Origin of the sequence: Pseudorhizobium xiangyangii (assembly GCF_020531965.1) — a bacterium.
GTDB lineage: Bacteria > Pseudomonadota > Alphaproteobacteria > Rhizobiales > Rhizobiaceae > Neorhizobium > Neorhizobium xiangyangii.
The window spans coordinates 1-22,158 of sequence record NZ_JAJAWH010000040.1; the positions used below are offsets into that span (position 1 = coordinate 1).

Consider the following 22,158-nt stretch of genomic DNA (forward strand, 5'->3'; position numbering starts at 1 on the left):
GGTGTGGCGGCCCTTGTCGTCATGGCGCAGGAAATAGAAGATGCCTTCCTCGGCGAGAATGCGCTCGATGAAGGCGAGATGGCTTTCGCGATATTGGGTACAGTACTCACGCGTCAGGTGCTCGGCGGTCAGCTCCCACTGGATGTTCTCGATGCCGTTCTCGGCAAAGACCGCCTTGGCAATGTCCGGCACGCTCTGGCCCTGGAAGATCCTGGAATCACTTTGGATATCGAGCCGGTAGAGCACCGGCAGCAGGGTGACCTTGTAGGCGGTGCGGTGATGGCCGCTATCGCCGCGCTCTGCCTCAACGACAACGCCGGAGAAATGACGCGGCGTCTCCAGATATTTGTGGTGGATGGTCAGCGTCGCCGGGGTGTCGAGCATGGCGTTGAGATCGATCGCCGCGTCGCGGCTCACCAGCATGACCTCGGTGCGGGTCAGGCCCGACATGGCCTCCTCGGCCGCGAACGCCGTCACCACCAGGGCACTCTCGGGCACGTCCTTCACCCAGAACGAGAATGCCACGTCATGGCTTTGCAACAGCTGCGGCAGTTTTGGCATGACGTTCACGGCAGTCGCCTCCTTCGGCAGGTTCAGGATAAAGGGTAGGGCAGGGCCGGAATTAACAGGCCCCGCCCCCGCAATGCCGAGACGTTCAGGCTCACGCTCGCCAGCCCGGCTTACTCAGGCTCATGCCTTGGGTGCGCGCCAGTCGTCGGCGCCGGAGGTGCCGGCAACGGTGTGCTCCCAGGTGATCTTGCGATAGGAGAGCGAAACAGTGATGAGCTGGGTGAAGTCGGCGTTCTTCGGATCCTGTACATGCGGCATGCAGCAGTCGATGTCGACGACGAGCGCGTCCTCAAGCTTGGTGGTGAAGAAGTGCTCCTGCTTGCCGGCGGTGTTGGTGCGGTACCACTTGATCTCGCACTTGGTGAGCATCTCGCCGGAGGTCAGCGCATTGTAGAGCAGCGGCGTCGACTTGTTCAGCGAGGAGATGAACTTGAACGGCTTGTGCACGCGCTGGCCGGAGGGCTGGCCGGATTGCGGGTCGCGGGGAATGGTGACGATATGATCGACGCCCTGAACGAGGATCTGGTCCTCGTGACCTTCCTGCCAGATGTTGCCAATCGAATCCTCGGTGGCGGCGCCTTGGGTGATCGGGCCCTGGGTCGCGCCCTCGATGGAGATGTATGCGGGTGTCGGCATCAGCCTGTCCTTCTATTGAATGACCGTCGACCGAATGTCTTTCGGCGTATGTGAATATAACCCCCAGTCAATCAGAATCGAAATGCACCGGCAATCGCATCGAACAAAACTAGCTAGTGAATTGATATAGCGCGAACAATTGCTGAAAGAGGGGCTGCACTCGCACATGCCGAATGCCTCAAACGCAGAGGCTACCTTCGGCGGAATTCCGCCAGATTTTTCACATCCAGACGGTAAAACTACGAGAGAAACGCCCTTAACCCATTGACACAAATGATATTATTGTTCTGGCGAAATATCGCCAAAAATCTTTATGGTATGACGCCCAATCCGAATGCCCATAAGGGCAGATGGGTCCGGCAATCGGTACCTGACGATTATCATATTGATATCTGGCCACTATTCTGCAAATTGAATATTCTCACATTTTGAATTCAAGATTCGATTGATCCTTGCAAATCAATCAAGATCGCTGATACCCTCTGAGGCGAACAATGACGGACAGCTTGAATTGGCAAGCCGAGGAGGACACGCGTGGGTAGAGAGAGCTCTGTGGCGCCGAAAGAGCGCATCAATATCAAGTATGTGCCGGCAACCAACGGACAGCAGGAAGAGGCCGAGCTTCCGCTTCGCCTCATGGTGATCGGTGATTTCGTCGGCAAGGACGACGCAACGCCGCTGGAAGATCGTCGCCCGCTTGTGGTCGACAAGAACAATTTTGCCGCGATGATGGAGGGCGCCGGTATTGGTCGCGACCTGACCGTAAAGAATGTTCTCGCTGAAGACGCCGACAGCGACCTTAGGGTTTCGCTGGGCTTCAAATCGCTGAAGGATTTCGAACCGGATGCGATCGTTCAGCAGGTTCCTGAACTGAAGAAGCTGATCGAACTGCGCGAAGCGCTCGTAGCCTTAAAGGGGCCGCTTGGCAACATGCCCGCGTTCCGCCGCCGCCTCCAGCAACTCCTGGACAATGAAGATAGCCGTGCGCAGCTGCTGACCGAACTCGAAACCGTTCGTCCGGGCGAATAGTCGCGATGCGATGTGACAAGGACTTTATTCCCGTTCGCAGAGGAGTTTCGGCATGAGCGGTACAGCGGAATTGAAAGAGCAGAGCAATTCAGGGATTGCAAATGACACCGGGCAGGGATCGCTCCTCGCCCAGATAATGGAAGAAACGCGGCTGCAGCCGGGCGAAGAAAGCTATGACATCGCCCTGAAGGGGGTCGAAGCGTTCATGGTGGACCTTCTCAGGTCCAACCGGGCGGAAGAGAAGATCAACAAGACGGTGGTCGACAGGATGATCGCCGAACTCGACCGAAAGATCAGCAAGCAGGTTGACGAGATCCTGCATCACGCCGATTTTCAGGAAATTGAATCGGCTTGGCGCTCGCTCAAATTATTGGTGGACCGCACCGACTTCCGGGAAAACATCAAGATCGACGTGCTCTCGATCTCCAAGACAGAGCTTCTCGACGATTTCGAGCAGGCCCCGGAGGTCGTTCAATCCGGCCTGTACAAGCATGTGTACGCGGCGGGCTATGGCCAGTTCGGTGGCGACCCTACCGGGGTAATGGTCGCCAATTATAATTTCGGGCCGTCCGCCCCGGACGTGAAACTTCTGCAATATGTCGGCGCTGTCGGCGCGATGGCGCATGCCCCGTTCATCGGCGCGGCAGCACCGGACATGTTCGGCGTGTCGAGCTATGTCGATCTTCCGTCGGTGAAGGAGCTGGCCTCGGTCTACGAGGGGCCACGCTTCCGCAAGTGGAACAGCCTGCGCGAAAGTGAGGATGCCCGCTATATTGGTTTGACCGGACCGCGCTTCCTCCTGCGTCAGCCTTATGACCCGCTCGACAACCCGACGCGCTCCTTCGTCTACGAGGAGAATGTCGTGACCGACCACGAGCATTTTCTGTGGGGCAACACCGCGTTTGTGCTGGCGACCCGTATCACCGACAGCTTTGCGAAGTTCCGGTGGTGCCCGAACATCATCGGCCCTCAGAGCGGCGGTGCCGTGCATGACCTGCCAGTCCATATTCATGAGGCGATGGGACAGCTCGAGGCCAAGATCCCAACCGAGGTTCTGATCACCGACCGGCGCGAGTTTGAGATGGCCGAGATGGGTTTCATTTCGTTGACGATGCGCAAGGGCACCGACAACGCCGCCTTTTTCTCGGCAAATTCGATCCAGAAGCCGAAGCGGTTCCCAAACACGCGCGAAGGGAAGATGGCTGAGACGAACTACAAGCTCGGCACCCAGCTTCCCTACATGTTCATCATCAATCGTCTGGCGCACTACATCAAGGTGCTCCAGCGCGAACAGATCGGCAGCTGGAAAGAGCGCGAGGATCTCGAGCGGGAGCTGAACGTCTGGCTCAAGCAATATGTCGCCGACCAGGAAAACCCGCCGTCGGAGGTACGCAGCCGTCGTCCGCTCCGCGCCGCTACCATCGAGGTTTCGGATGTCGAGGGGGATCCAGGCTGGTATCAGGTCGCGCTGAAGGTGCGTCCGCATTTCAAGTATATGGGCGCAAACTTCGAATTGTCGCTAGTCGGCAAACTCGACAAGGCGACCGTCACGTCAGACGTGGCCGTCTAGCCGATGGCGGGGGGGAGGAATCTGGCACTATCAGCACGCGGCGCCGTCTGGAACTCAAGGTCCCGGACGGCGGCCGGCAGTCTGTTCGAGCGCCTGCTGATCGACGAGGAAGACCTCGATGTTCTGGCTTATGATAGCCGGATCGATGCGCTTCTTCGTTCGATCAAGCGCAATCTCGACCGGGCGCTGAATATTCATGCCGGCGGTGCCGCGGCAAACCCTCTCGTCGGTGTGACCGATTTTAATGACAGCACGGTGAATTCAAACGACGTCGCCGATCACATGACCGCAGCGATCAAGAGCTGTATTCAGGCCGCAGAGCCTCGAATCAGCTGCGTCGATGTCAAGCACATTCCGGATCCGGAAGCGCCGCTTTTGTTGAAGTTCGCCGTTCTTTGCTCGATCGACGTCGACGATGTCCATGAACAGATCCGCATCGACATGGCGATGCGCGATGGCCGGATCCATCAACTCGGCTAGTTGCGTGCACGCAGGAGGATGCGATTTGAACAAGCTATTTCAGGACGAACTCAACTATCTGAAAGATGTCGGGCGCGAGTTCTCCAAACTCAATCCGAAGCTCGCAAAATATCTGTCCGAGGAAAGCACCGACCCTGACGTCGAGCGCATGATGGAGGGCTTCGCCTTTCTGACCAGTGGTATCAGGGGCAAGATCGAAGACGAGATGCCTGAATTCACCCACTCGATGATCTCCATCGTGTGGCCGAATTTCCTGCGTGTCTTTCCCTCCACCACTATGATGAAACTTACGCCGATCGATCGATCGATCACCGAGCGGCAGATCGTCGCGAAAGCGACCGAAGTGCTGTCGAACCCAGTCGACGGCGTGCCATGCCGATTTGTAACGACAAGCGATTGCGCGGTCTATCCGCTGGAAATCGCCGGGCTGCGACTGGAAAAGTCTCGCGACAACGCGCGGATCCGCATTGCCTTCAAAACTCTGTCGGGGCTGCCGCTTGGGCAGATTAATCTGACGGACCTCCGGCTCACATTCACAGGCGATGCGACAACTTCGCAGGTGCTGCATCTTTGGACCGGTCGCTACTTGAAGGCCATCAAGATCGTCTTTGGTGAGGACGACTTACGATCGCTGCCCCCGGACAGCCATTTTTATCCGATCGGCATGAGCGCGGGCGAGGCAATACTTCCGCAGCCACGAACCGCATTCGAGGGGCACCGCCTGCTCCAGGAATATTTCGTGTTCCCGGCGAAATTCTACGGATACGACCTCCTCAAGCTTGGGCCGGTCTTTGCCGGACGCGCCGAAAGCGAATTCGAGATTGAACTCGAGTTCGAACGCTCGCTGCCAGCTGACATCCGTCTCCGGCCGGATGCCATTCAGCTCTATTGTGTCCCCGCAGTGAACCTTTTTTTGACCGGCGCCGACCCGCTGCTGATCGATCATCGAAAAACCGCCTATCGCATCCGTCCGCAAGATCAGGAAACCGGCCAGCTTGAGGTCTTTTCGATCGACCATTGCACCAGCCATATCACGTCTGGCCGGGACGAACGGATTTCCAGCGGGCGAACCTATCCTGCGTTTGAATCGTTCAACCATGAGGTTGGAGAGGGGCCGCATGGCGAGCAGATCTACTATCGCCACCGGGCAAAAAAGTCGCTCTCGCACGACGGCTTTGAATATGAGATTTCGTTTGTCCTGCACAATTCGAGGGAAGCGGTTCCGGTGGAAGAGTCGCTATCGGTCGACCTGACCTGTTTCAATCGGAATATCTGCGCAGAACTCGCAATCGGTGAGATCCGCACTGCACCTAAGTCGGCGGCGACCTTCGTCGAGTATACCAATGTGACGCGCCCAACAGTGCCGGTTTATCCGCCGCTCGATGGGACTCTTAACTGGAATCTTATTGCGAATCTCTCGCTCAATTACATGTCGCTGCTCGACCGCGATGCGATCGCTGCGATCCTGTCCACCTACGATTATCGTAGCCTCTATGACCGCCAGGCTGAACGTGCGGCGCGACAGAGGCTCGAAGGCATCCTAACGCTGACAACGCAGCCGGTGGATCGCCTGTTCAAGGGTATGCCCATTCGCGGGCTCAAGACCAAAATGACAATGCGCGAGAGCTGCTTTCAGTCGGAAGGGGAGATGTACCTTTTTGCAAGCATCCTCGCGGAGTTTTTCGCGCTCTACGCGACGGTCAATTCATTCCACCAACTTGAAGCGCGTGGGGAAGAACATGGGGAGATATACACATGGCAGCCTCGGATCGGACGACAGCCGCTGATCTAGGCGGTCACCTTGAGCGGGAAGCCGCAAGGTTTTCCGCCTTTCAGGCAATCGAACTCATCCAGGGCCACTATGATGGCGGCCGGGAAACGGGCACGCATGCGCTGGCAGCCGACGAGAAATTGTTTTTCGGCGTCGACCATAGCCTGGCATTTCCTTTGTCCGACGTCGCTGACATCCGCCGCCTCCCGCCGACCAACGATGGTGGGGTCGAACGTTTCCGCATAAATGTGACCTTCCTTGGGCTTCACGGATCCGGTACGCCACTGCCCAGCTATTTCGCCGAAGAGATCGCCCGTTTCGACGCGGACGAATCCGTCACCAAGGGCTTCAACGACTTCTTCCACAATCGACTTGTCGGACTGCTTTTCCGGGCCTGGCGCAAGCACCGCTATTATCGGCGGTATCAACCGGGTGGCCGCGATCCGTTTTCGTCGTGGGTGTTCTCACTGTTCGGTCTCGGTAGCGCAGAATCGCGCGCGTCTACGCACATCTACTGGCCACGGCTTCTTTGCTTCGCCGGCATGCTGTCGACGCGCAACCGGTCACCTTCAATGATGGCGCGGATCATTGTCCACGCCTTTCGGCTGAGCGCCGTCGATATCGATGAGTGGGTGCAGCGCAAAGTTCGCATTTCCGCCGACCAGACGACGAGGCTTGGCCGTGGAAATTCGTCGCTCGGCCACAACATGATCCTCGGCAACGGCGCGCGCGATATCCAGGGTAAGATCCGCATTGTCATCCGGAACCTGACGTTTCAACGCTTCCAGGACTTTCTGCCCCATGGGGCTGACTACAAGCGGCTGCGTGGTCTCGTCGAATTCATGATGCGCGACCAACTCGCTTATGACCTCAAGCTCGGACTTCTGCCGTCAGAAGCCCATCCGTTGACAATGAAGCGGGATTGCCCCGGCCGGCTTGGCTGGTCGTCATTTCTTGGCGACCGTAAATACGCGGAAGCGCGCGACGTCATCATCCGGGTGAGGAGCTGATCACGATGCGCCTCACACTCATGGTCAACAATACCGGCGATTTGAACGGCGGCGTCAAGGCGACTGCCTCCTTCGACGAAACGGGCGGCAGCATCGGCAGCGCCGATGATTGCCAGTGGGTGCTGGCGGACCGGCGCGCCACGGTGGAACCGCAGCACCTGCGTGTCCTATACATTGACGGCGGCTTTTGTCTCGAGGTGCTCGCCGCGGCCGGCCTTCAGGTCAATGGGGCCTCTTCCGTCATCGGTCTGGGAGACATTTTCAGGGTGACAGATGGCGACACGCTGGCGATCGGACGTTTCGAGGTTTCCGCCTACGTGACGGTGACGTCGAACGAGGACGAAGAAATGTCGCAGCGGGGAGCACAATGGGCCCGTCGCTTCATGTCTGTCGGTGCGCTCGTTGGCGATCAGGCCGAAGAGGAGCTCTCCAGCGGCAACCTTTTCGAGTCCAGGCTGATGCGCCGGGACGGAAACATCCAGCTCTCCGAGCGGCTGGCGCGTGCCAGCCGCACCGATCCCCTCGAGGTGCTCGATGAGGACAGTAAGAGCCGCATGACGAGCACAAAGGACCCGGTGGCGGCCTTTGACCGGGACCAGAAAGCAGAAGGTGACATTATGGTGCTGAAGGTGGGCGATATCATTAATGTTGAGCCGGAAAAGGCCAACCGCGTTGAAATGCCAGACGATCTTCAGCCGGGATCGGCGCATCTGACACTGCCAAGGGTGAGAGACGGCAAGATGACGGGCAAACCCAGCCGGGCTGGACAGGCGCCTGCTGGGGATATGGATGCCTACTTGGAATCTCTCACCACCTCGGCGCTCTATCCTCGCTCGGTTAGCACCGAAGACCTTCGCGATGCCTCGACGCGAGACCGCTGGCTTGGTGGAGTAGAGTCGGAAGCGGCCGACGAGCGACTTATCGACCACGTTGTCCTGCGGCCGCTCTGCCAGGCGCTGGGATTGCCCGTGCAGGACATGAGTGTGCCACAGACAAACCGGCTCGCGCGCGATATCGGTGAGGCGCTGAAGACGGCGATCGCCGGTCTGATGGCGACACACCAGCGCGAGCTGTCTAACAAGAGCCACCTTGCCGAGACGCACCTGCATGCGATCGAGGACAACCCCTTGCGCTTGCAGCAGCCGATTGACGATACGATCCGCGACCTGTTCCTCGCCCAAAGCCCGGTTCACCTTTCGGCGGCAGCGGCGATCGGCGAGAGCCTGGAGCAGCTACGACATCATCAGCGTGCCAGCGAAGCCGCGACCGAGGCTGCGCTTGACCGTGTCCTGCAGGCACTCGGCCCGGTGGCACTGGCCAGGCGCTTCCTCAAGTACAAGGGCCACGCACCGCGCTCGGGCGATCTCGATGCGTGGCACTGGACGATGTACCAGCACTATTTCGCCGAGATGCGTTCGGACCAGCAAGGCGGGCTTTCCCGCATGTTCTGGGAGGTCTACGGCCAAGTCTATGACCGCGAGATGCGCCAATTAACGATGGAAGGGTGACGCATGTTCCGGCGCGCCTTCCTCCAGGCAAGTTTGATCGCAGCATTGGGCAGCCTGAGCACAGGGTGCACGCCGGCGAAGACGTTCGATGCCATAGATAAAATGGGGAAGATCGCCATGGACCCCGATCTTCCCATCGGTCCCCCGAAGGAACAACCGTCGACGGCGACGATCACCCTTTACTCCGAGCCGGGCGCAAACCGGACGAATATGGCCGACGCTCCGGTAGATGTCTGGATTTTCGAACTGGCCGGCGACGACCAGCTTATGTCCGCAGATTTTCTAAACCTGTCGCAGGATCCCAAGGCAACGCTCGGCGTCTCCTATGTCCGGCATCAGACCAAGCAGGTCTCGCCCGGCCAGTCGGAGGTGCTGCCGTCCCTCAAGTTGAAGGAAGACACTGCCTTCATCGGCGTGGCGGTCGGTTTTGCCAGCCTCGACAACGCCACTTGGCGGGCGGTCGAGAAGGTCAAGGCCGTCGGCGAAATCTACACCATCGTCATCCCCATCAGAAAGAACAAGGCAGCGATCCAGATCCATCGCTAACGTTTCGGAAGGCCCCCCGGGGCCGGAGAGGAGAGAAGAATTTGTCGTTGCGTAATCAGGTCATCTGGGCAGATGGCGCTTTTCTAAGGCCAAATCATTTTCAGCAGCAGGTGCGTTACCACGAGTATGTGACACGCCGGCGCGGCGATGCGCTCGATGCCTACCAGTATGGCCTGGAAAGCATCGAAATCAATCACGAAAATCTCCTTCATGGCCGGGTTTCCATTGTCTCGGCCAGCGGCATTTTCCCGGACCGCACGGTCTTCGAAATCCCAGGCGAAACCCCTCCGCCCAAGCCCCTGGATATCTCCAGAACGAATATTGCCGACGAGATTGTCTATCTTGCATTGCCTCTCTGGGCGAATGGCATCCCGGAGATTTTGACAGAGGGAGGGGCCAAGGAGGCTGCCCGGCTCTCAATATTGAGCCAAGAGACGCTCGATACGGCAAGCGACGATTCGGAACCTTGGAGTGTCGATGTCGGGCAGCTCAGCACAAACCTTATGCTCGGGTGCGAGGACCGCAGCTCATACACTTGCATTCCGATTGCGCGCATCAAGGAGAAGCGTAGCGATGGCAGCATTGTGCTCGATGCCGATTTCATGCCGATGGCTTATGACATCGATGCGATCCCGCGGCTGTGCCGGACGCTCGATGATTTTTCAGGCCTGCTCAACCAGCGTGCCCAACAAATAGCCACCCGCCTTGGCGCTGTTCATCAAGGCGGTGTCGCCGACGTTGCCGATTTCATGATGCTTCAGACTGTCAATCGTCTAGGGCCGGTGTTCAGGCATCTGAGCACGATCAAGCGTGTTCATCCGGAGCGTTTGTTCGAGGTTTTCGCTGGCGCCGCCGGAGAGCTTGCAACCTTCACCCATGCGTCGAGGTTAGCGGGCCCCTGGCTGGCATACTCACATGAAGAGCCACGCGTCTGTTTCGATCCGCTGATCACCTCCTTGCACCGTTCGCTCAGCGTGCTGCTGGAGCCGAACGCTGTCGCCCTGCCGCTGCACAAGCACAAGTACGGCATCCTCACCGCGCCGATCAGCGATCCTGAACTCTTCAGCACCTGCGTCTTCGTTCTCGCGGTGCGTGCCGCCGTGCCGCTCGACCGGCTGGCAAAGACCTTTCCGGCGCAGGTCAAGATCTCGTCGATCGAAAAGATCCGCGAGCTGATCAATCTGCATCTGCCAGGCGTTGTACTCCAAGCCCTGGCAACGGCCCCGCGCCAGCTGCCGTACCATGCCGGCTACACCTATTTCATGCTCGACCACAATTCCAGCGGCTGGAAGAACCTCGCCAGATCCAGCGGTTTCGCATTCCATATCGCCGGCGAATTCCCCGATCTCGAGATGCAGCTTTGGGCCGTCCGCGGACGCCAGGGTCAGGCAGGTACGCCATGAATGAGCTAACAATCAACGGAAGTGCAAACCGCGGACTGAAAAACAACGAGCTGTTTTTAGCCGAGGCCGGCTCCACTGCCGTGGCCGAGCAAAAGCCGGAACGGCCACGCGCAATCCGTGCCCGGACGGATCAGGCCTTTTCCTTCGCAATGCGGGGCGGTGCGCTCAATTCTCTGGTCGATTCTACCGCCGAATTGCTCGCCCTGGTGCTGCGCGTATCCGATCTCGGCCAATATGACGACGTTGACGAGCTTCATAAGCGCTGCAGGCACGAGATCGAGGCCGTCGAACTTGAGACACACAGGCTGGGCTATGACCGGGTGACCGTGCTGGCGTTGCGTTATTGCCTCTGCAGTGTGATCGACGAGGCGGTCATGAACAGCCCCTGGGGGCAGGTGAGCAGCTGGTCTGAGCGCAGCTTGCTGGCCTTGTTCCATGACGAAACCTGGGGCGGCGAAAAGTTCTTTGTCATCCTCGAGCGGCTGATGATGGAACCGTCGCGCTACCTGCAGATCATCGAATTTCTCTATCTGTGCCTGTGTCTTGGCTATGAGGGCCGCTACCGGCCGGTGCACAACGGGCGCGCGCAGCTCGAGGCGCTAATCAAGGAAGTGCACGATGTTATTCGCAAGGAACGCGGTCCCGTCGATCCGCTGATGACGCTCAGAGCCGATCATATCGTTGACCGTGCCCATCACATGCGCTGGCAGACACCAATTGCCGCGGTGATCGCGTCGGCCCTGGCGCTTGCCGTTGGCACCTATCTCGGCTTCTTCTTTTACACCGAGCACTTCACCAACGGAATTATTGCGGAGTTGACGCAAGTCCTGCGCGGATAGGGAGAAAAAAATGGCCAAAGTTGAACTTAAGGGGCTTGTCGACCGACTGAACAATCCGAGCCGGGCGGCGCTTGAGGACGCGGCATCCGTCTGCGTTGCGCATTGTCACCGCGAGGTCATGATCGAGCATTTCCTCATGGCGCTGGCGGAAAAGCCATCGGGAGATCTGCGAATACTGCTGCAAGCTTACGCAATCGATCCACAACGGCTGATCGAGGGCCTGAAATCGGGTCTCGAGCGGTTCCGTCATGGAGACGGCAACTCTCCGGTGTTTTCGCCGCTGCTGATCGAGCTTTTGCAGGACGCCTGGATGGTGGCTTCGATTGAGCTTGGTGAGACGAGCATCCGAAGTGGCGCTGTCCTTGTTGCGCTGCTTCAGGATCTCGGGCGCTTTGCCCGGTTCGAATATGCCGCCCTGCTCGATGCGATCCCAAGAGACGCCATCAAACGCGACTTTGCGGGTCTGACCCGGGGATCCGTCGAGGAACCAACGGTGGCCGCGCCAGCAAACGGTAGGCTGGACCGGGCGGATGGAGGCGCCGATAGCAGCGCGCTTGCAAAGTTCGCCCATAATTTCACCGAGCAGGCCCGACAGGGGAAGATTGATCCTGTTTTTTGCCGGGATCTCGAAATCCGCCAGATCGTCGACATCCTCGCACGGCGGCGGAAGAACAACCCCATCTGTGTTGGTGAAGCTGGCGTCGGCAAGACGGCGGTGGTCGAGGGCCTCGCGCTCAAGATCGTTGAAGGGGACGTGCCCGAGAGCTTGGCCGGCGCGGAGATCTACGGCCTCGATCTGGGCGCGCTCCAAGCTGGGGCGTCCGTCAAGGGTGAGTTCGAAAAACGCCTGAAGGCGGTCCTTGATGAGGTGAAGCAGGCAGACCGCCGGACGATCCTGTTTATCGATGAGGCGCATACGTTGATCGGGGCGGGCGGACAGGCCGGTGGCAGCGATGCGGCCAACCTGCTTAAACCGGCTCTGGCCCGCGGCGAGATCAGAACCATCGCGGCCACCACGTGGTCCGAGTACAAGAAGTACTTTGAAAAGGATCCGGCCCTAACGCGTCGCTTCCAGCTGGTGAAGCTGGACGAGCCGACGCCGGAACAGGCCAGGATCATCCTGCGGGGACTGGTGCCGGCTTACGAGCGCGCCCATGACGGCGTCTATATCAGTGAGGCGGGGCTTGACGCTGCCGTCCGGCTGTCGGCCCGATATATCACCGGTCGCCAATTGCCGGACAAGGCGATTGATGTGCTCGACACGGCCTGCGCGCGCGTGCGCGTTGCGGCGAGCGGCCTGCCCTTGGTGATCGAACGACTCCGCCGGTCCGTCATAGCGATGGAGCAGGAGAAGGCAACGCTCCAGCGCGATTTTGATACCGGTCTTGCCGACAGGGACCTGCTGTCGCGGCTTGAAATCATCGATAGGCAGCTTGTTGAGACGGAAGCGGAGCAAAGAGCGCTTGAAGCCAACCACGCCTATCAGGCGCAGTTGCGCGACAGCCTGAAATCGCTTCTCTCGGGATCCGCGGCGGACGAGGGCCCTGAAGGTCGCCGCGCGGCGATTGTCCTGGCGCGACAACAATTCGACAATGAACGCAAGCGCACGCCCCTGACGGCGCTAGAGGTTGGTGCAGCGGAGATCGCGAGCGTCATCTCTGATTGGACCGGGATTCCGGTTTCCTCAATGGCGCAGGACGAGGTCTCCGGACTGCTATCGCTTGCGATCAGCATTGGCGAGGTCGTCAAGGGGCAAGACCATGCCCTGAAAGCCATCGAGGAGCAGTTGCAGTCGGCGAAGCTTGATCTTCACCAGGCTGGCCGACCGTTGGGCGTCTTCCTGCTTGTCGGCCCCTCCGGCGTCGGCAAGACCGAGACCGCGCTTCAAGTCGCGCGCAAGATGTTCGGCGGCGAACAGTTCATGACAACCTTCAACATGACCGAGTTCCAGGAAAAGCACACGGTTTCGCGGCTCATCGGCTCGCCGCCTGGATATGTCGGTTTTGGCGAGGGCGGTATTCTCACCGAAGCCATCCGCAAGAAGCCCTATTCGGTCGTCCTGCTCGACGAAGTCGAGAAGGCCGACCCAGATGTCCTAAACCTCTTCTACCAGGCGTTCGACAAGGGTACCCTGTCGGACGGCGAGGGGCGGGAGATCGATTGCAAGAACACCATTTTCATTCTCGCCTCGAACCTGGCTTCCGACGAGATCCTCGACCTCGCGACGGCCAGCCCGCCTCTCAATCCCGATACCATCCGCGCCGAAATCGAGCCGGTCCTTGCGCGGCACTTCAAGCCGGCGCTTTTGGCCCGCATGCAGCCTATCGTCTACCTTCCGCTGAAGGGCGAAGTCATGCGCGAAATCATTCTTGCCCGGGTTTCCGATCTCACCAAAACGTTCATGGTAAGGCAGGGCTTAGAATTCTCTGTGGCGCCGGGCGTTATTGAGCTTTTGCAGGCTCTTTGCACGCAAGGCGCGACAGGCGCGCGACTGGTCGACAAGCTCATTCAAAGGCGAGTTCTGCCGGAAATCTCCCGCGAACTGCTGCGTTGCAGCCTCGAAGAGCGACACCTTTTGTCGGTTGAGGTGAAGCTTGGGAATGACGGCGAATTCGCATTCGCCTTCCGCAAGAGTGAGGACGAACCAGCTCTTGAGGCGACTCAATGACGCTCGCCAGCAGCCATGTGCTGGACTTGTGTGTCGAGCTCGCCGGTATCGATGATGTCGAGCGGCTACGCACGCAGATCGTCCATTGCATGGCGCAGATTCTTGGTGCAAAATTCGTCGCCCTGATGGGACTGAATGAGACCCAGGAAGCCTGCGTACCCCTCGCCACTTGGCCGATCGGCCATCGGCTGCCGGCTTTTAATCTCGCGACATCCGAACGCGCCGACCATCCGATCATCTGGGCGCTGAACCTGCCGCGCTTGATCGAGGAGGCCGCGCAGGGCGAACAATCGATGGCGGCGCTTAGAGGAATCCTCGATGGAGAACAGGACGACACCCGGCTCGTGATTGTGCCGGCCCGTTTCGCATCTGGCAGCTTCGCCGACCTGGTGTTCTTCGCCTTCGTCGCGAAAGGCGGGGCCGCGCGAGGCCCCACTGAGCTTGCCGAGAAATTCGCTCGATTCAGCGCGCGCCAAAGTCACGTCCTGCGCCAGCTGCATCAAAGTCTTGCCGCGGCAGACGTCCTGGCGCGATCCGTGCAGAGTGCGGATAGAAGCCGGGATTTTTACCAGCAGGCGCTGCCTGCGGCGCTGTCAGCAACGCTGGTCGGCCAGTCCCCCCAGATGCAGGATTTGCGGTCGCTGATATCGTCGCTGGCACCCGGTTCCGGTACGGTTCTGATCGAAGGTGAGACCGGGACCGGCAAGCAACTTGCCGCACTTGAGTTGCATCGTCTTTCGGAACGACGCAACGGCCCATTCGTCCGCGTTCGCGCCAGCGAACTTGTCAAACCGGACAAGCATCTCTTCGGGCATTCAGATGACGAAGCGGGGATAGTTGTCATTCGGGCAGGGCTCCTTGAGAGCGCCCATCGCGGAACCCTATTCATCGACGAGGTCTCAGACCTGCCTTTGTCATTGCAGGCGAAAATTCTGCGTGCACACGAGCAAAGGTCGTTCCTCCCGGCCGGCTCCACTCAGGCACTCACAAGCGATTTTCGCCTGATTGCGGCGACCCAACGACCAATCAATTCGCTCATTGCAAGGCAGCGGCTTCACGACCGACTGTTCGATCGGCAATTCGCGACCAGGGTTCAGCTTCTTCCGCTGCGCGAACGCAAGGACGACATCATCGAACTGAGCCAATACTTCCTTCAGCGCGATGCCCAATTGAGGGGACGCAGCGCCAACGTGCTTTCGCCGACGGCCGAGCGGGCCTTGCTCGGATGTGCCTATCCCGGAAACGTCCGACAACTTCAGACGCTGATCACCGATGCAATCCACTTCACAGGGCAGGGACAGACAATCGACGAGAAGCACGTTCGGTGCCTTCTCGAAGGGGGGCCTGATGGCGAGCCCGGGAACTGGCCCGGGCTTCGGCAAGCCTGCGACATCTACGAGCGTGACCTGATCCGAAGGAGCCTCCTCAGCAAGGGGGGGGATCGATCGCGAACCGCGAGAGAGTTGCGAGTTCCCCTCAGAACCCTTGCCGATAAGTTGAAGAAATATGGCCTTGAAAGATATGGTAATGAAATTGAAGACTATGGCATTGCTCGCAGGTCTTATAGTGATCCTGCCACTGGTACAGTTCGACAGGGCCTCAGCCGAAGATAACCTGCTTGCTCAGGGCAAGCACTGCGGGCTTATGGAGGACAGGGTCTCCCGTCTATTATGCTTCGACGAGCTGTTCGCAACGCCGGTCGCTTCGACAACGACGACCTCTCCATCCACTGCGGTCACGACGGCGCCGGCCCCCTTGCGTGCGCTGATCGAAGAGGTCGAGAAATCACGGCCGGCCGGCAGCAATGAATGGCTCGTCCGGGCGCGCCCTTGGCATGAGTTCATGCTGATGAAGGACGACGACTTCCGAAAAACTCTGACCGGCACCCAGAACCGCCAACCGGCCGGCGAAAATGCGGCCCAGCACGAATGGACGCCGCAGACGGTCGATATCTTCATGACCACAAAGCAGGCCGAGTTGTCCGCTGGTCAGTCGCCGGGCGAAGAGGCGGTACTGATGCTGAGCTGCGAAAACGACATCACAACGCTTGGCGTGCTTCTGCCGAAGCCGATCCGGACGCTCCAGGCGCAGCTGTCGCTCTCAGGAGGGCAAGGGAGTGTCTTCCGGCTCAACTGGCGTGACATCGAGAACGGCGATTTTGTGATTGCCGGCCGCGGCCTTGAGAGCATCGACACGATCAAGGCGATCGCCGGTTTTGAACGGATCCAGCTTCAGGTCGGCTATCCGGACGGCCCCCGAGCCTTCCTGTTCGACATCGGCGATCTGAAGGATCAGCTGAAGCCACTGCGAACCGCATGTCATTGGTAAAATAAAAAAGTGATTGGAACGGCGATGAATAACACGATCATGACATTGGTCCGCAGGCTGTTTCGAGGTCTTAAATCCGGCCTTTTTTTGAGCACGGCACTTTTGATCCTGCTTGCCTCGGCTATCTGGTTTTACGGCCCCTCTTTCTACTATCTGGAATACGCACCGTTCGAACCGGTGACCAACCGCGTGATCGCCGTTGGCGTTCTCGTCGTTCTCTGGGGCATCAACAATTACTTTCTGGCGCGAGCGAATGCGCGAATAAAACCCAGGAAGCAGGTCGCCATTGAGTGGACCGCGCCGGATCCGGACGAGGAGCTGATCGCACTCCTCAGTCAGTCCTTCCGCAACACGGTGCGGACCGTTCGCGAGAAGTGGATGGGCAAGGAGCGCCGGGCGCGTTCGATTTATGCGCTGCCCTGGTATCTCGTGATCGGGCCGGCGCAGAGTGGGAAAACTTCGCTGATCACCGACGCGGATCTGTCCTTCCCGTTAGGACATGCCCTCAACGACCATGCGAAGTCGAGTGTCAGTGCCGATCTACCGCACTACTGGGTCACGAATGAAAGCATGTTATTCGACATTCCGGGCACATGGCTGGAACGCACCCAGGCAACCGCACTCAACCGGGAGCGGGCGGCGGCGATGACCGGCGCGACGAGGTCTGAGGTACAGACCAAGGAAAAGCGGCTGTGGGACGCGTTTCTGACACTTTTGACCGAGCATCGGCCGCGCAGGCCGATCAATGGCGTTATCCTCACCATGGATATTGTCGATCTGATCCGGGCCAGTGACGAACGCCGGACCGAAATAGCGATGGCGATCCACGGGCGGTTGGTAGAGATTTCCGAGAAGCTTGGAACGAGGTTTACCGTCCATATCGTGCTGACAAAGCTCGATCGACTTGCGGGATTCCGCGACTACTTCTCACAGTTCTCGCGGACCGAACGGACGACGCCGTTCGGCTTCTCCTTCCCAATCTATGATGAAGTGTCGGCCGATAAATGGGCTGAGGACTTCGAACGCGAGTTCCAGGCCTTCATAACCCAGGCCAATGACGACATGCTCGACCGGCTCTATGGACAGCGCGACACGGCTAGCCGTCGCAACATCTACACGTTCTCCCGCGAGATCGCCGCAGCAGGCCCGGCAATCGCGGATTTTTTCAAGCGAGCGCTGCTATCGGACAGGTTTTCGACGCCGCCTCTCGTGCGCGGCATCTACCTTACGTCGGCACGGCAGGAAGGCGTTCCCTTCAATGCTCTGCTTTATCGTATCGCGCGCGACTACCACATGCAGCCACCGGTGCTGCCGGCATATTCCGGCCATTCGATGCGGTTTTTCACCGATCTCCTGTTCAAGCAGGTTATTTTCCGGGAGTCGGGGCTTTCCGGCGACAATCTGAAGGTCGAACAGCGCAAGCGGTTGGTGTTCCGTGGGACGGTGCTGGCCAGCGTGTTGTTGGTGCTTGGTTTCGGCTTCCTACTCAACGCAGCGATGCAGGATAACTTTGCCCGGGCAGCCAATGTTCTGGCTGCAAGCAAGGATTTCATCGAATTGCCGCGCGATAACGCAGATACGGATAGCGGCGACGAAACCCGTTTCCTTGCCGCCCTCAATGCGATCTCGTCCGCCAATAACGAATTTCCCGGTTGGCAGGAAAAGAGCGACGCCCGCCGCTATGCGGCCCTTTATCAAGGCAGACGGCTCGGTCCAGAGGTCAAAAAGGCCTATGAGGACCTGTTGCGGCAGCGCTTCCTGCCGAGCATCTCCTCCAAAATCAAGTTAGAGATCGACCGGCTTGGGCAGGATCGATCGACATCCAACAGTGATGAACGCCTGGATGCTCTGCGAGTTTACCTTCTACTTGGCGATCTCCAGCGGCGGCAGGAACTGGATTCCAGCGATGAGACCGCCAGCCTCGGCAAGATGGCCGTGATAGCCTGGCTGCAGCACAACTGGCACAACCGGTTCGAGGGTAAGAGCGCGGTTCAGCAAGATCTTACCCGGCACCTTCAATATGCGCTCGATACCAATCGGTTGGCGGCGCCGATTGACCGGCAGACTATACAAAATACACAGATTGCATTGCGCGAAGTACCGCGTGACGTGCGCCTGTATCGCGGTCTGAAGGCCTTGTCAGAACGTCAGGTACCCGGCGGCATCAGCTTCCGGAACGAAATCGGGCCAAGCTACGATATTGTGTTCCGGCAGAAGGGCGACGGCGAGATCGCCAGCTCCGATCGCCTGATCCCGTATTTTTATACGAAAGCAGGCTTTCTTGAGTTCTTCGTTCCGAAGAACGATGCCCTGTCGGTCATCGCCGTCGAAGACGCCTGGGTCACCGGCGAGCGGGAAAAGGTCCACTATTCGGCAGATGATCTTGAGGCGTTCCGCGAGAAGATCCGGAACAGCTATGCCACTGATTACATCAACACCTGGACGGCGGCGCTAAACGGCCTCAACATCGTTTCGTTTCGCAGCGTGGATGACGCAACCCGTGTATTCACCGAGATCAATGGTCCTGCCAGTCCTTTCGTTCGCCTGGTTGCGACCGTCAAGGCGCAAACGGAGATCTACGATGCCAAGCCCTTCGAGACTGATCCGAAGCGTTCCAGGACGCAGGTGACCTTCGACAGGAACCGCGAGCATGGTCTCAGGATCGCCCGTGCCTTCACGGAACTGTCGAGCCTGGTCACGTCGCCAGAAGGCAAAATGGCGCCGTTCGAGGAGCTGATGGTTCCGCTGAGTGCAATGGAAGCCTATCTGCGCGGGATCCAGAGCGGGCAGGCATCGAGCAAGCCCGTTGCGCTCGAGCGGGCAAAGGAGCGCACCAAACTGCAGGGTGACGACCCGATTTTTGTCCTGCGCCGTGTCGGCGGAAATCTACCGAAGCCGTTCGATCGGTTCTTCACGCAGGCTGCAAACAACAGCTGGACCGTCATTCTTGTCGCCGCCAAAATCGATCTCCAACTGGTCTGGCAGAGCCACGTCTACCGAACATTCAATGTTGAGTTGGCTGGCCGCTATCCATTCAACATAAATAGCATGGACGAGGTCTCGCTTGAGGAATTCCAGCGTTTCTTTGGGCCGGAGGGAGAGTTCAATCAGTTCTTTAATGACAATCTGAAGACCTTCATCGACGAACATACCGGCAAGCCGGTCATCATCGACGGCCAGGGGCTACGCGTCAGTGCTGAATTTCTCAAGCAAATCGGCACGGTCCGCAGTGTTAGGGATATTTTCTTCAATAGCGACGGCGTTCCGACGCTGCGCTATCTCGTCGAGCCTGTCGGTATGTCAGGAAACCTGTCGCGAGCGGTGCTGAATATCGAGGGCCAGCTTGTGCCTTACAGTCACGGACCGTCGCGTCCAACCAGCATTCTTTGGCCAAACGCATTGTCGAGCAAGCAGGATGTCAGCCAGATATCGACCTCAGGCGCCCGTAAGAGCGGAAGCTCCGGCTTGCTGTCCCACCAGGGGCTCTGGTCGAGCTTCCGGCTCTTTGACAAGGCGAAGATTAGCGATGTCACCGTCGATAGCGTCAATCTGACGTTCACGACCTCAGGCGGCAAAATCACCTACCGCGTCCGGATGTCCGCGACGGACAAGAATCCCTTTGCTCTGCGCCCGTTGAGCCAGATGAAATTGCCTGAGCAATTGTGATGCAACCTCCAGAGTTCAGCGAACATGACTACGCGAGTGGCTTGCACCAGATTGACGGCCACCCCTGGCTCAGAGCCGTCGGCCTTATCATCTCGAAAGAGTGCCAGCACGGGACTTCCATCGATGATGATGAGCAGTTTGAGGAGATCGATACCGAGATGATGAAACGTGGGACGCTGTCTCACGCCAAGATCCGGTGGGAGTGGGTGGGCGACCAGTGCAGACAGCTGATGGAGGAGCGATCAAAGGATTACCGTCTTCTCGCATTCATGGTCCAATCGCTGGCGTCCCGGTCTGACATCGGCATCACCCTGCCGCTTGCTGCGGCGCTTTTCACCCGCTTCATCGTTCTTTGGTGCGATACCGCTTTCCCGCATGGCAAGGGCCGTATCGCGCCGCTCAGGCACGTCGTCGATTCCATCGAGGCGATGGTCACCAAAGCAGCCGAAGGCTCGCTGAAAGACGAAGAGCGATCGGCAACCGCAAATGCACTTCGGCGGACTTCGTCATTGATCGCCGAAATCTCACCAGATCTTGGAATTCGCCTGGCGGTGCTGCCGGCACAGATGGAGAAGCTCGCAAATAAGGAAACGCCGATAGAGGGCCCGTCAGCAGACCCCGCGCCAAAGCGGTCACCTCAGGCTGTCTCGTCGCAGACAGTCTCGGCAGTCGCCTCTCTGCGGGCGGACAGCTTGCGGCTCGACGCAAGCAGCGAACGCGCCTTGAAACAGAGCCTGTCCGTTGTTGCGGACTATCTTCTTGGCGTTGACGTTTCTCACCCGCTGTCTTACCGGATCAGGCGCTATGCCACCTGGTACGGGATTTCGTCGCCACCGCCGGCGAAGAGCGGGCACCGCACCGTCATTCAGCCGGTTTCCGAGGAGAGCGCCGATACCTACAGGGTCGCTATGGAGCGCGGCCACGATAGCGCCGAGACGGCGCACAAGCTGGAGCGGAGCTGCCTGATTCAGCCCTTCTGGATCGAGGGCCAATTCATTGCCCATCGGCTCGCACTGGCGTGCGGTCGTGGTCTCGCGGCCGAGGCAATCCGGGCTGAGACGGCGCAGTTCGTCACCAACTTCAAATGGATGACGGAACTTCAATTCTCCGACGGGTCGAACTTCGTTTCCAAGGAAATCCTTGCCTGGCTTGCTGGCCGGCGCACTGTCCCGGAGGGCGCGCGCCCATTGCCCGAAGGCGATGCGGCCGAACTTCTTCCAGAAAGCAGCCTCGTTGATCAGGAAATGCGAGGGAGCATCCAGGCGGCCCGAGAACACAAGCGGCATGGCCGCATGGATGTTGCGCTTTCGCTGATGGACCAGACCCGTGGCAATATGCAAAATCCGCGAGCGACGGCAATCTGGGAGGTTCTGGTGATGGAGTGCCTGAGCGATTGGGGCATGAAGGCCCATGTCTCGGCCCAGGCCAGTAGGCTGGGCGAAGGTATCGCCGATCGTACGGTGAGGGAATGGGAGCCTGAATTGATGGAGCGCATCGGCAGACTCCAAACCAAAAAGCGCAGGTAGTCATCATTGCCGGGCGCGGCTGACATTGATCTCGTATTCTAGTGATGCCGGCGGCACTGTTGCAAAGATCCCGTTGATGTCCGAAAGAGAGCCGAAGATTTTCAGCGAGACTATTGATGGGCGATTTCAAGTGGCGTCATTTGGCGCGTTGACGAAACTATGTGAAAGTTCGCGGACATTCGAAGGCCAAAAGCAAATGTCCCGTAGAACTCGTGCCTGACAGGTCAAATATCCGAAGGCCGATCACGGCAAGCTGAAGGAACTGATCAAGCCAGTCAGAGAGTTCAATACCCTGAAAACAGCCTATGCGACGATCAAGGGCTTTGAGGTCATGCGCGCCTTGCGCAAAGGACAGGGGTGACTGACAGCGCTTGAGCCGCTGACTCCCGAGGAAATCCGCTGGCTCTGCCTCTCCGTCGGATTGTCACATTCCAGCAGGCTGTCGTATCCCCCCGTTCCCAGCGGCTAATGCCCAGCATGTCTGCAGGTCTGTCTGCGCAACAGCATCAGGCTCCGAATCCCGCGCAGTTCCGTTGGCGACGGCTGCTCCCTTTAACGTCATGTTGCCGAGCCAGAAGCGGTGGTGGTTTTCTGCCGCGCTTCGATGA

General features: G+C 58.9%; 17 protein-coding genes and 1 pseudogene. 15 read left to right on the forward strand and 3 right to left on the reverse strand.

All coding sequences use genetic code 11. The annotated features are described in order from the left end of the window. Together LH464_RS22590 and LH464_RS22595 are read right to left on the reverse strand one after the other, a co-directional pair. On the reverse strand, positions 1 to 561 hold a 561-nt coding region (locus LH464_RS22590), incomplete at its 3' end, for a type VI secretion system Vgr family protein (RefSeq protein ID WP_226788687.1). 129 nt (positions 562 to 690) lie between these two features. Then, a complete protein-coding gene (locus LH464_RS22595; RefSeq protein ID WP_226788671.1) occupies positions 691 to 1,206 on the reverse strand; it encodes an Hcp family type VI secretion system effector in 516 nt (171 codons plus the stop codon). A 534-nt stretch (positions 1,207 to 1,740) separates the two neighbouring features. Here LH464_RS22595 and tssB point away from each other — a divergent pair. The 15 genes and pseudogenes from tssB to LH464_RS22670 form a co-directional block, all read left to right on the forward strand. Continuing rightward, positions 1,741 to 2,235 (forward strand): type VI secretion system contractile sheath small subunit, encoded by a 495-nt coding sequence (gene tssB, locus LH464_RS22600; protein ID WP_226788672.1) that lies wholly within the window; start codon positions 1,741 to 1,743, stop codon positions 2,233 to 2,235. Positions 2,236 to 2,287: 52 nt separating this feature from the next. Then, entirely contained in the window at positions 2,288 to 3,805 is a 1,518-nt protein-coding gene (tssC, locus tag LH464_RS22605) for a type VI secretion system contractile sheath large subunit (protein ID WP_226788673.1), read from the forward strand. Between the two features lie 3 nt (positions 3,806 to 3,808). Next, positions 3,809 to 4,285 carry a type VI secretion system baseplate subunit TssE gene (tssE, locus tag LH464_RS22610; RefSeq protein WP_226788674.1) on the forward strand — a complete coding sequence of 159 codons (477 nt, stop codon included), beginning with the start codon at positions 3,809 to 3,811 and terminating at the stop codon, positions 4,283 to 4,285. 25 nt (positions 4,286 to 4,310) lie between these two features. Further along, entirely contained in the window at positions 4,311 to 6,077 is a 1,767-nt protein-coding gene (tssF, locus tag LH464_RS22615) for a type VI secretion system baseplate subunit TssF (protein WP_226788675.1), read from the forward strand. Continuing rightward, positions 6,041 to 7,066 carry a type VI secretion system baseplate subunit TssG gene (gene tssG, locus LH464_RS22620; RefSeq protein WP_226788676.1) on the forward strand — a complete coding sequence of 342 codons (1,026 nt, stop codon included), beginning with the start codon at positions 6,041 to 6,043 and terminating at the stop codon, positions 7,064 to 7,066. The genes tssF and tssG overlap by 37 nt, the downstream gene beginning before the upstream one ends. Positions 7,067 to 7,071: 5 nt before the next feature. Beyond that, a complete protein-coding gene (tagH, locus tag LH464_RS22625; RefSeq protein WP_226788677.1) occupies positions 7,072 to 8,574 on the forward strand; it encodes a type VI secretion system-associated FHA domain protein TagH in 1,503 nt (500 codons plus the stop codon). A gap of 102 nt (positions 8,575 to 8,676) precedes the next feature. Then, complete coding sequence (gene tssJ, locus LH464_RS22630; RefSeq protein WP_255648635.1) at positions 8,677 to 9,120, forward strand: type VI secretion system lipoprotein TssJ; 444 nt, start codon at positions 8,677 to 8,679, stop codon at positions 9,118 to 9,120. Next, the gene (gene tssK, locus LH464_RS22635) at positions 9,024 to 10,523 is read left to right on the forward strand and encodes a type VI secretion system baseplate subunit TssK (RefSeq protein ID WP_226788679.1); all 1,500 of its coding nucleotides are present in this window, start codon (positions 9,024 to 9,026) and stop codon (positions 10,521 to 10,523) included. Before tssJ ends, tssK begins: the two co-directional genes overlap by 97 nt. Continuing rightward, on the forward strand, positions 10,520 to 11,362 hold the full coding sequence (gene icmH / locus LH464_RS22640) for a type IVB secretion system protein IcmH/DotU (protein ID WP_226788680.1): 843 nt from the start codon (positions 10,520 to 10,522) through the stop codon (positions 11,360 to 11,362). Before tssK ends, icmH begins: the two co-directional genes overlap by 4 nt. A gap of 10 nt (positions 11,363 to 11,372) precedes the next feature. After that, positions 11,373 to 14,030, forward strand: a complete 2,658-nt coding sequence (gene tssH, locus LH464_RS22645; RefSeq protein WP_226788681.1) for a type VI secretion system ATPase TssH — start codon at positions 11,373 to 11,375, stop codon at positions 14,028 to 14,030. Then, the gene (locus LH464_RS22650) at positions 14,027 to 15,643 is read left to right on the forward strand and encodes a sigma 54-interacting transcriptional regulator (RefSeq protein WP_226788682.1); all 1,617 of its coding nucleotides are present in this window, start codon (positions 14,027 to 14,029) and stop codon (positions 15,641 to 15,643) included. Before tssH ends, LH464_RS22650 begins: the two co-directional genes overlap by 4 nt. After that, positions 15,558 to 16,358 carry a type VI secretion system-associated protein TagO gene (locus LH464_RS22655; RefSeq protein ID WP_226788683.1) on the forward strand — a complete coding sequence of 267 codons (801 nt, stop codon included), beginning with the start codon at positions 15,558 to 15,560 and terminating at the stop codon, positions 16,356 to 16,358. Before LH464_RS22650 ends, LH464_RS22655 begins: the two co-directional genes overlap by 86 nt. A 24-nt stretch (positions 16,359 to 16,382) precedes the next feature. Further along, on the forward strand, positions 16,383 to 20,024 hold the full coding sequence (gene tssM, locus LH464_RS22660; protein ID WP_226788684.1) for a type VI secretion system membrane subunit TssM: 3,642 nt from the start codon (positions 16,383 to 16,385) through the stop codon (positions 20,022 to 20,024). Further along, positions 20,024 to 21,550 carry a type VI secretion system protein TssA gene (gene tssA, locus LH464_RS22665; RefSeq protein WP_226788685.1) on the forward strand — a complete coding sequence of 509 codons (1,527 nt, stop codon included), beginning with the start codon at positions 20,024 to 20,026 and terminating at the stop codon, positions 21,548 to 21,550. Before tssM ends, tssA begins: the two co-directional genes overlap by 1 nt. 226 nt (positions 21,551 to 21,776) lie before the next feature. Beyond that, positions 21,777 to 21,905, forward strand: a pseudogene (locus LH464_RS22670) (DDE-type integrase/transposase/recombinase); the annotation flags it as partial. A gap of 69 nt (positions 21,906 to 21,974) precedes the next feature. On the opposite strand, the gene LH464_RS22675 reads toward LH464_RS22670, so the two are convergent. After that, positions 21,975 to 22,158: hypothetical protein (locus tag LH464_RS22675; protein ID WP_226788686.1), on the reverse strand; the 184-nt coding region annotated here is incomplete at its 5' end.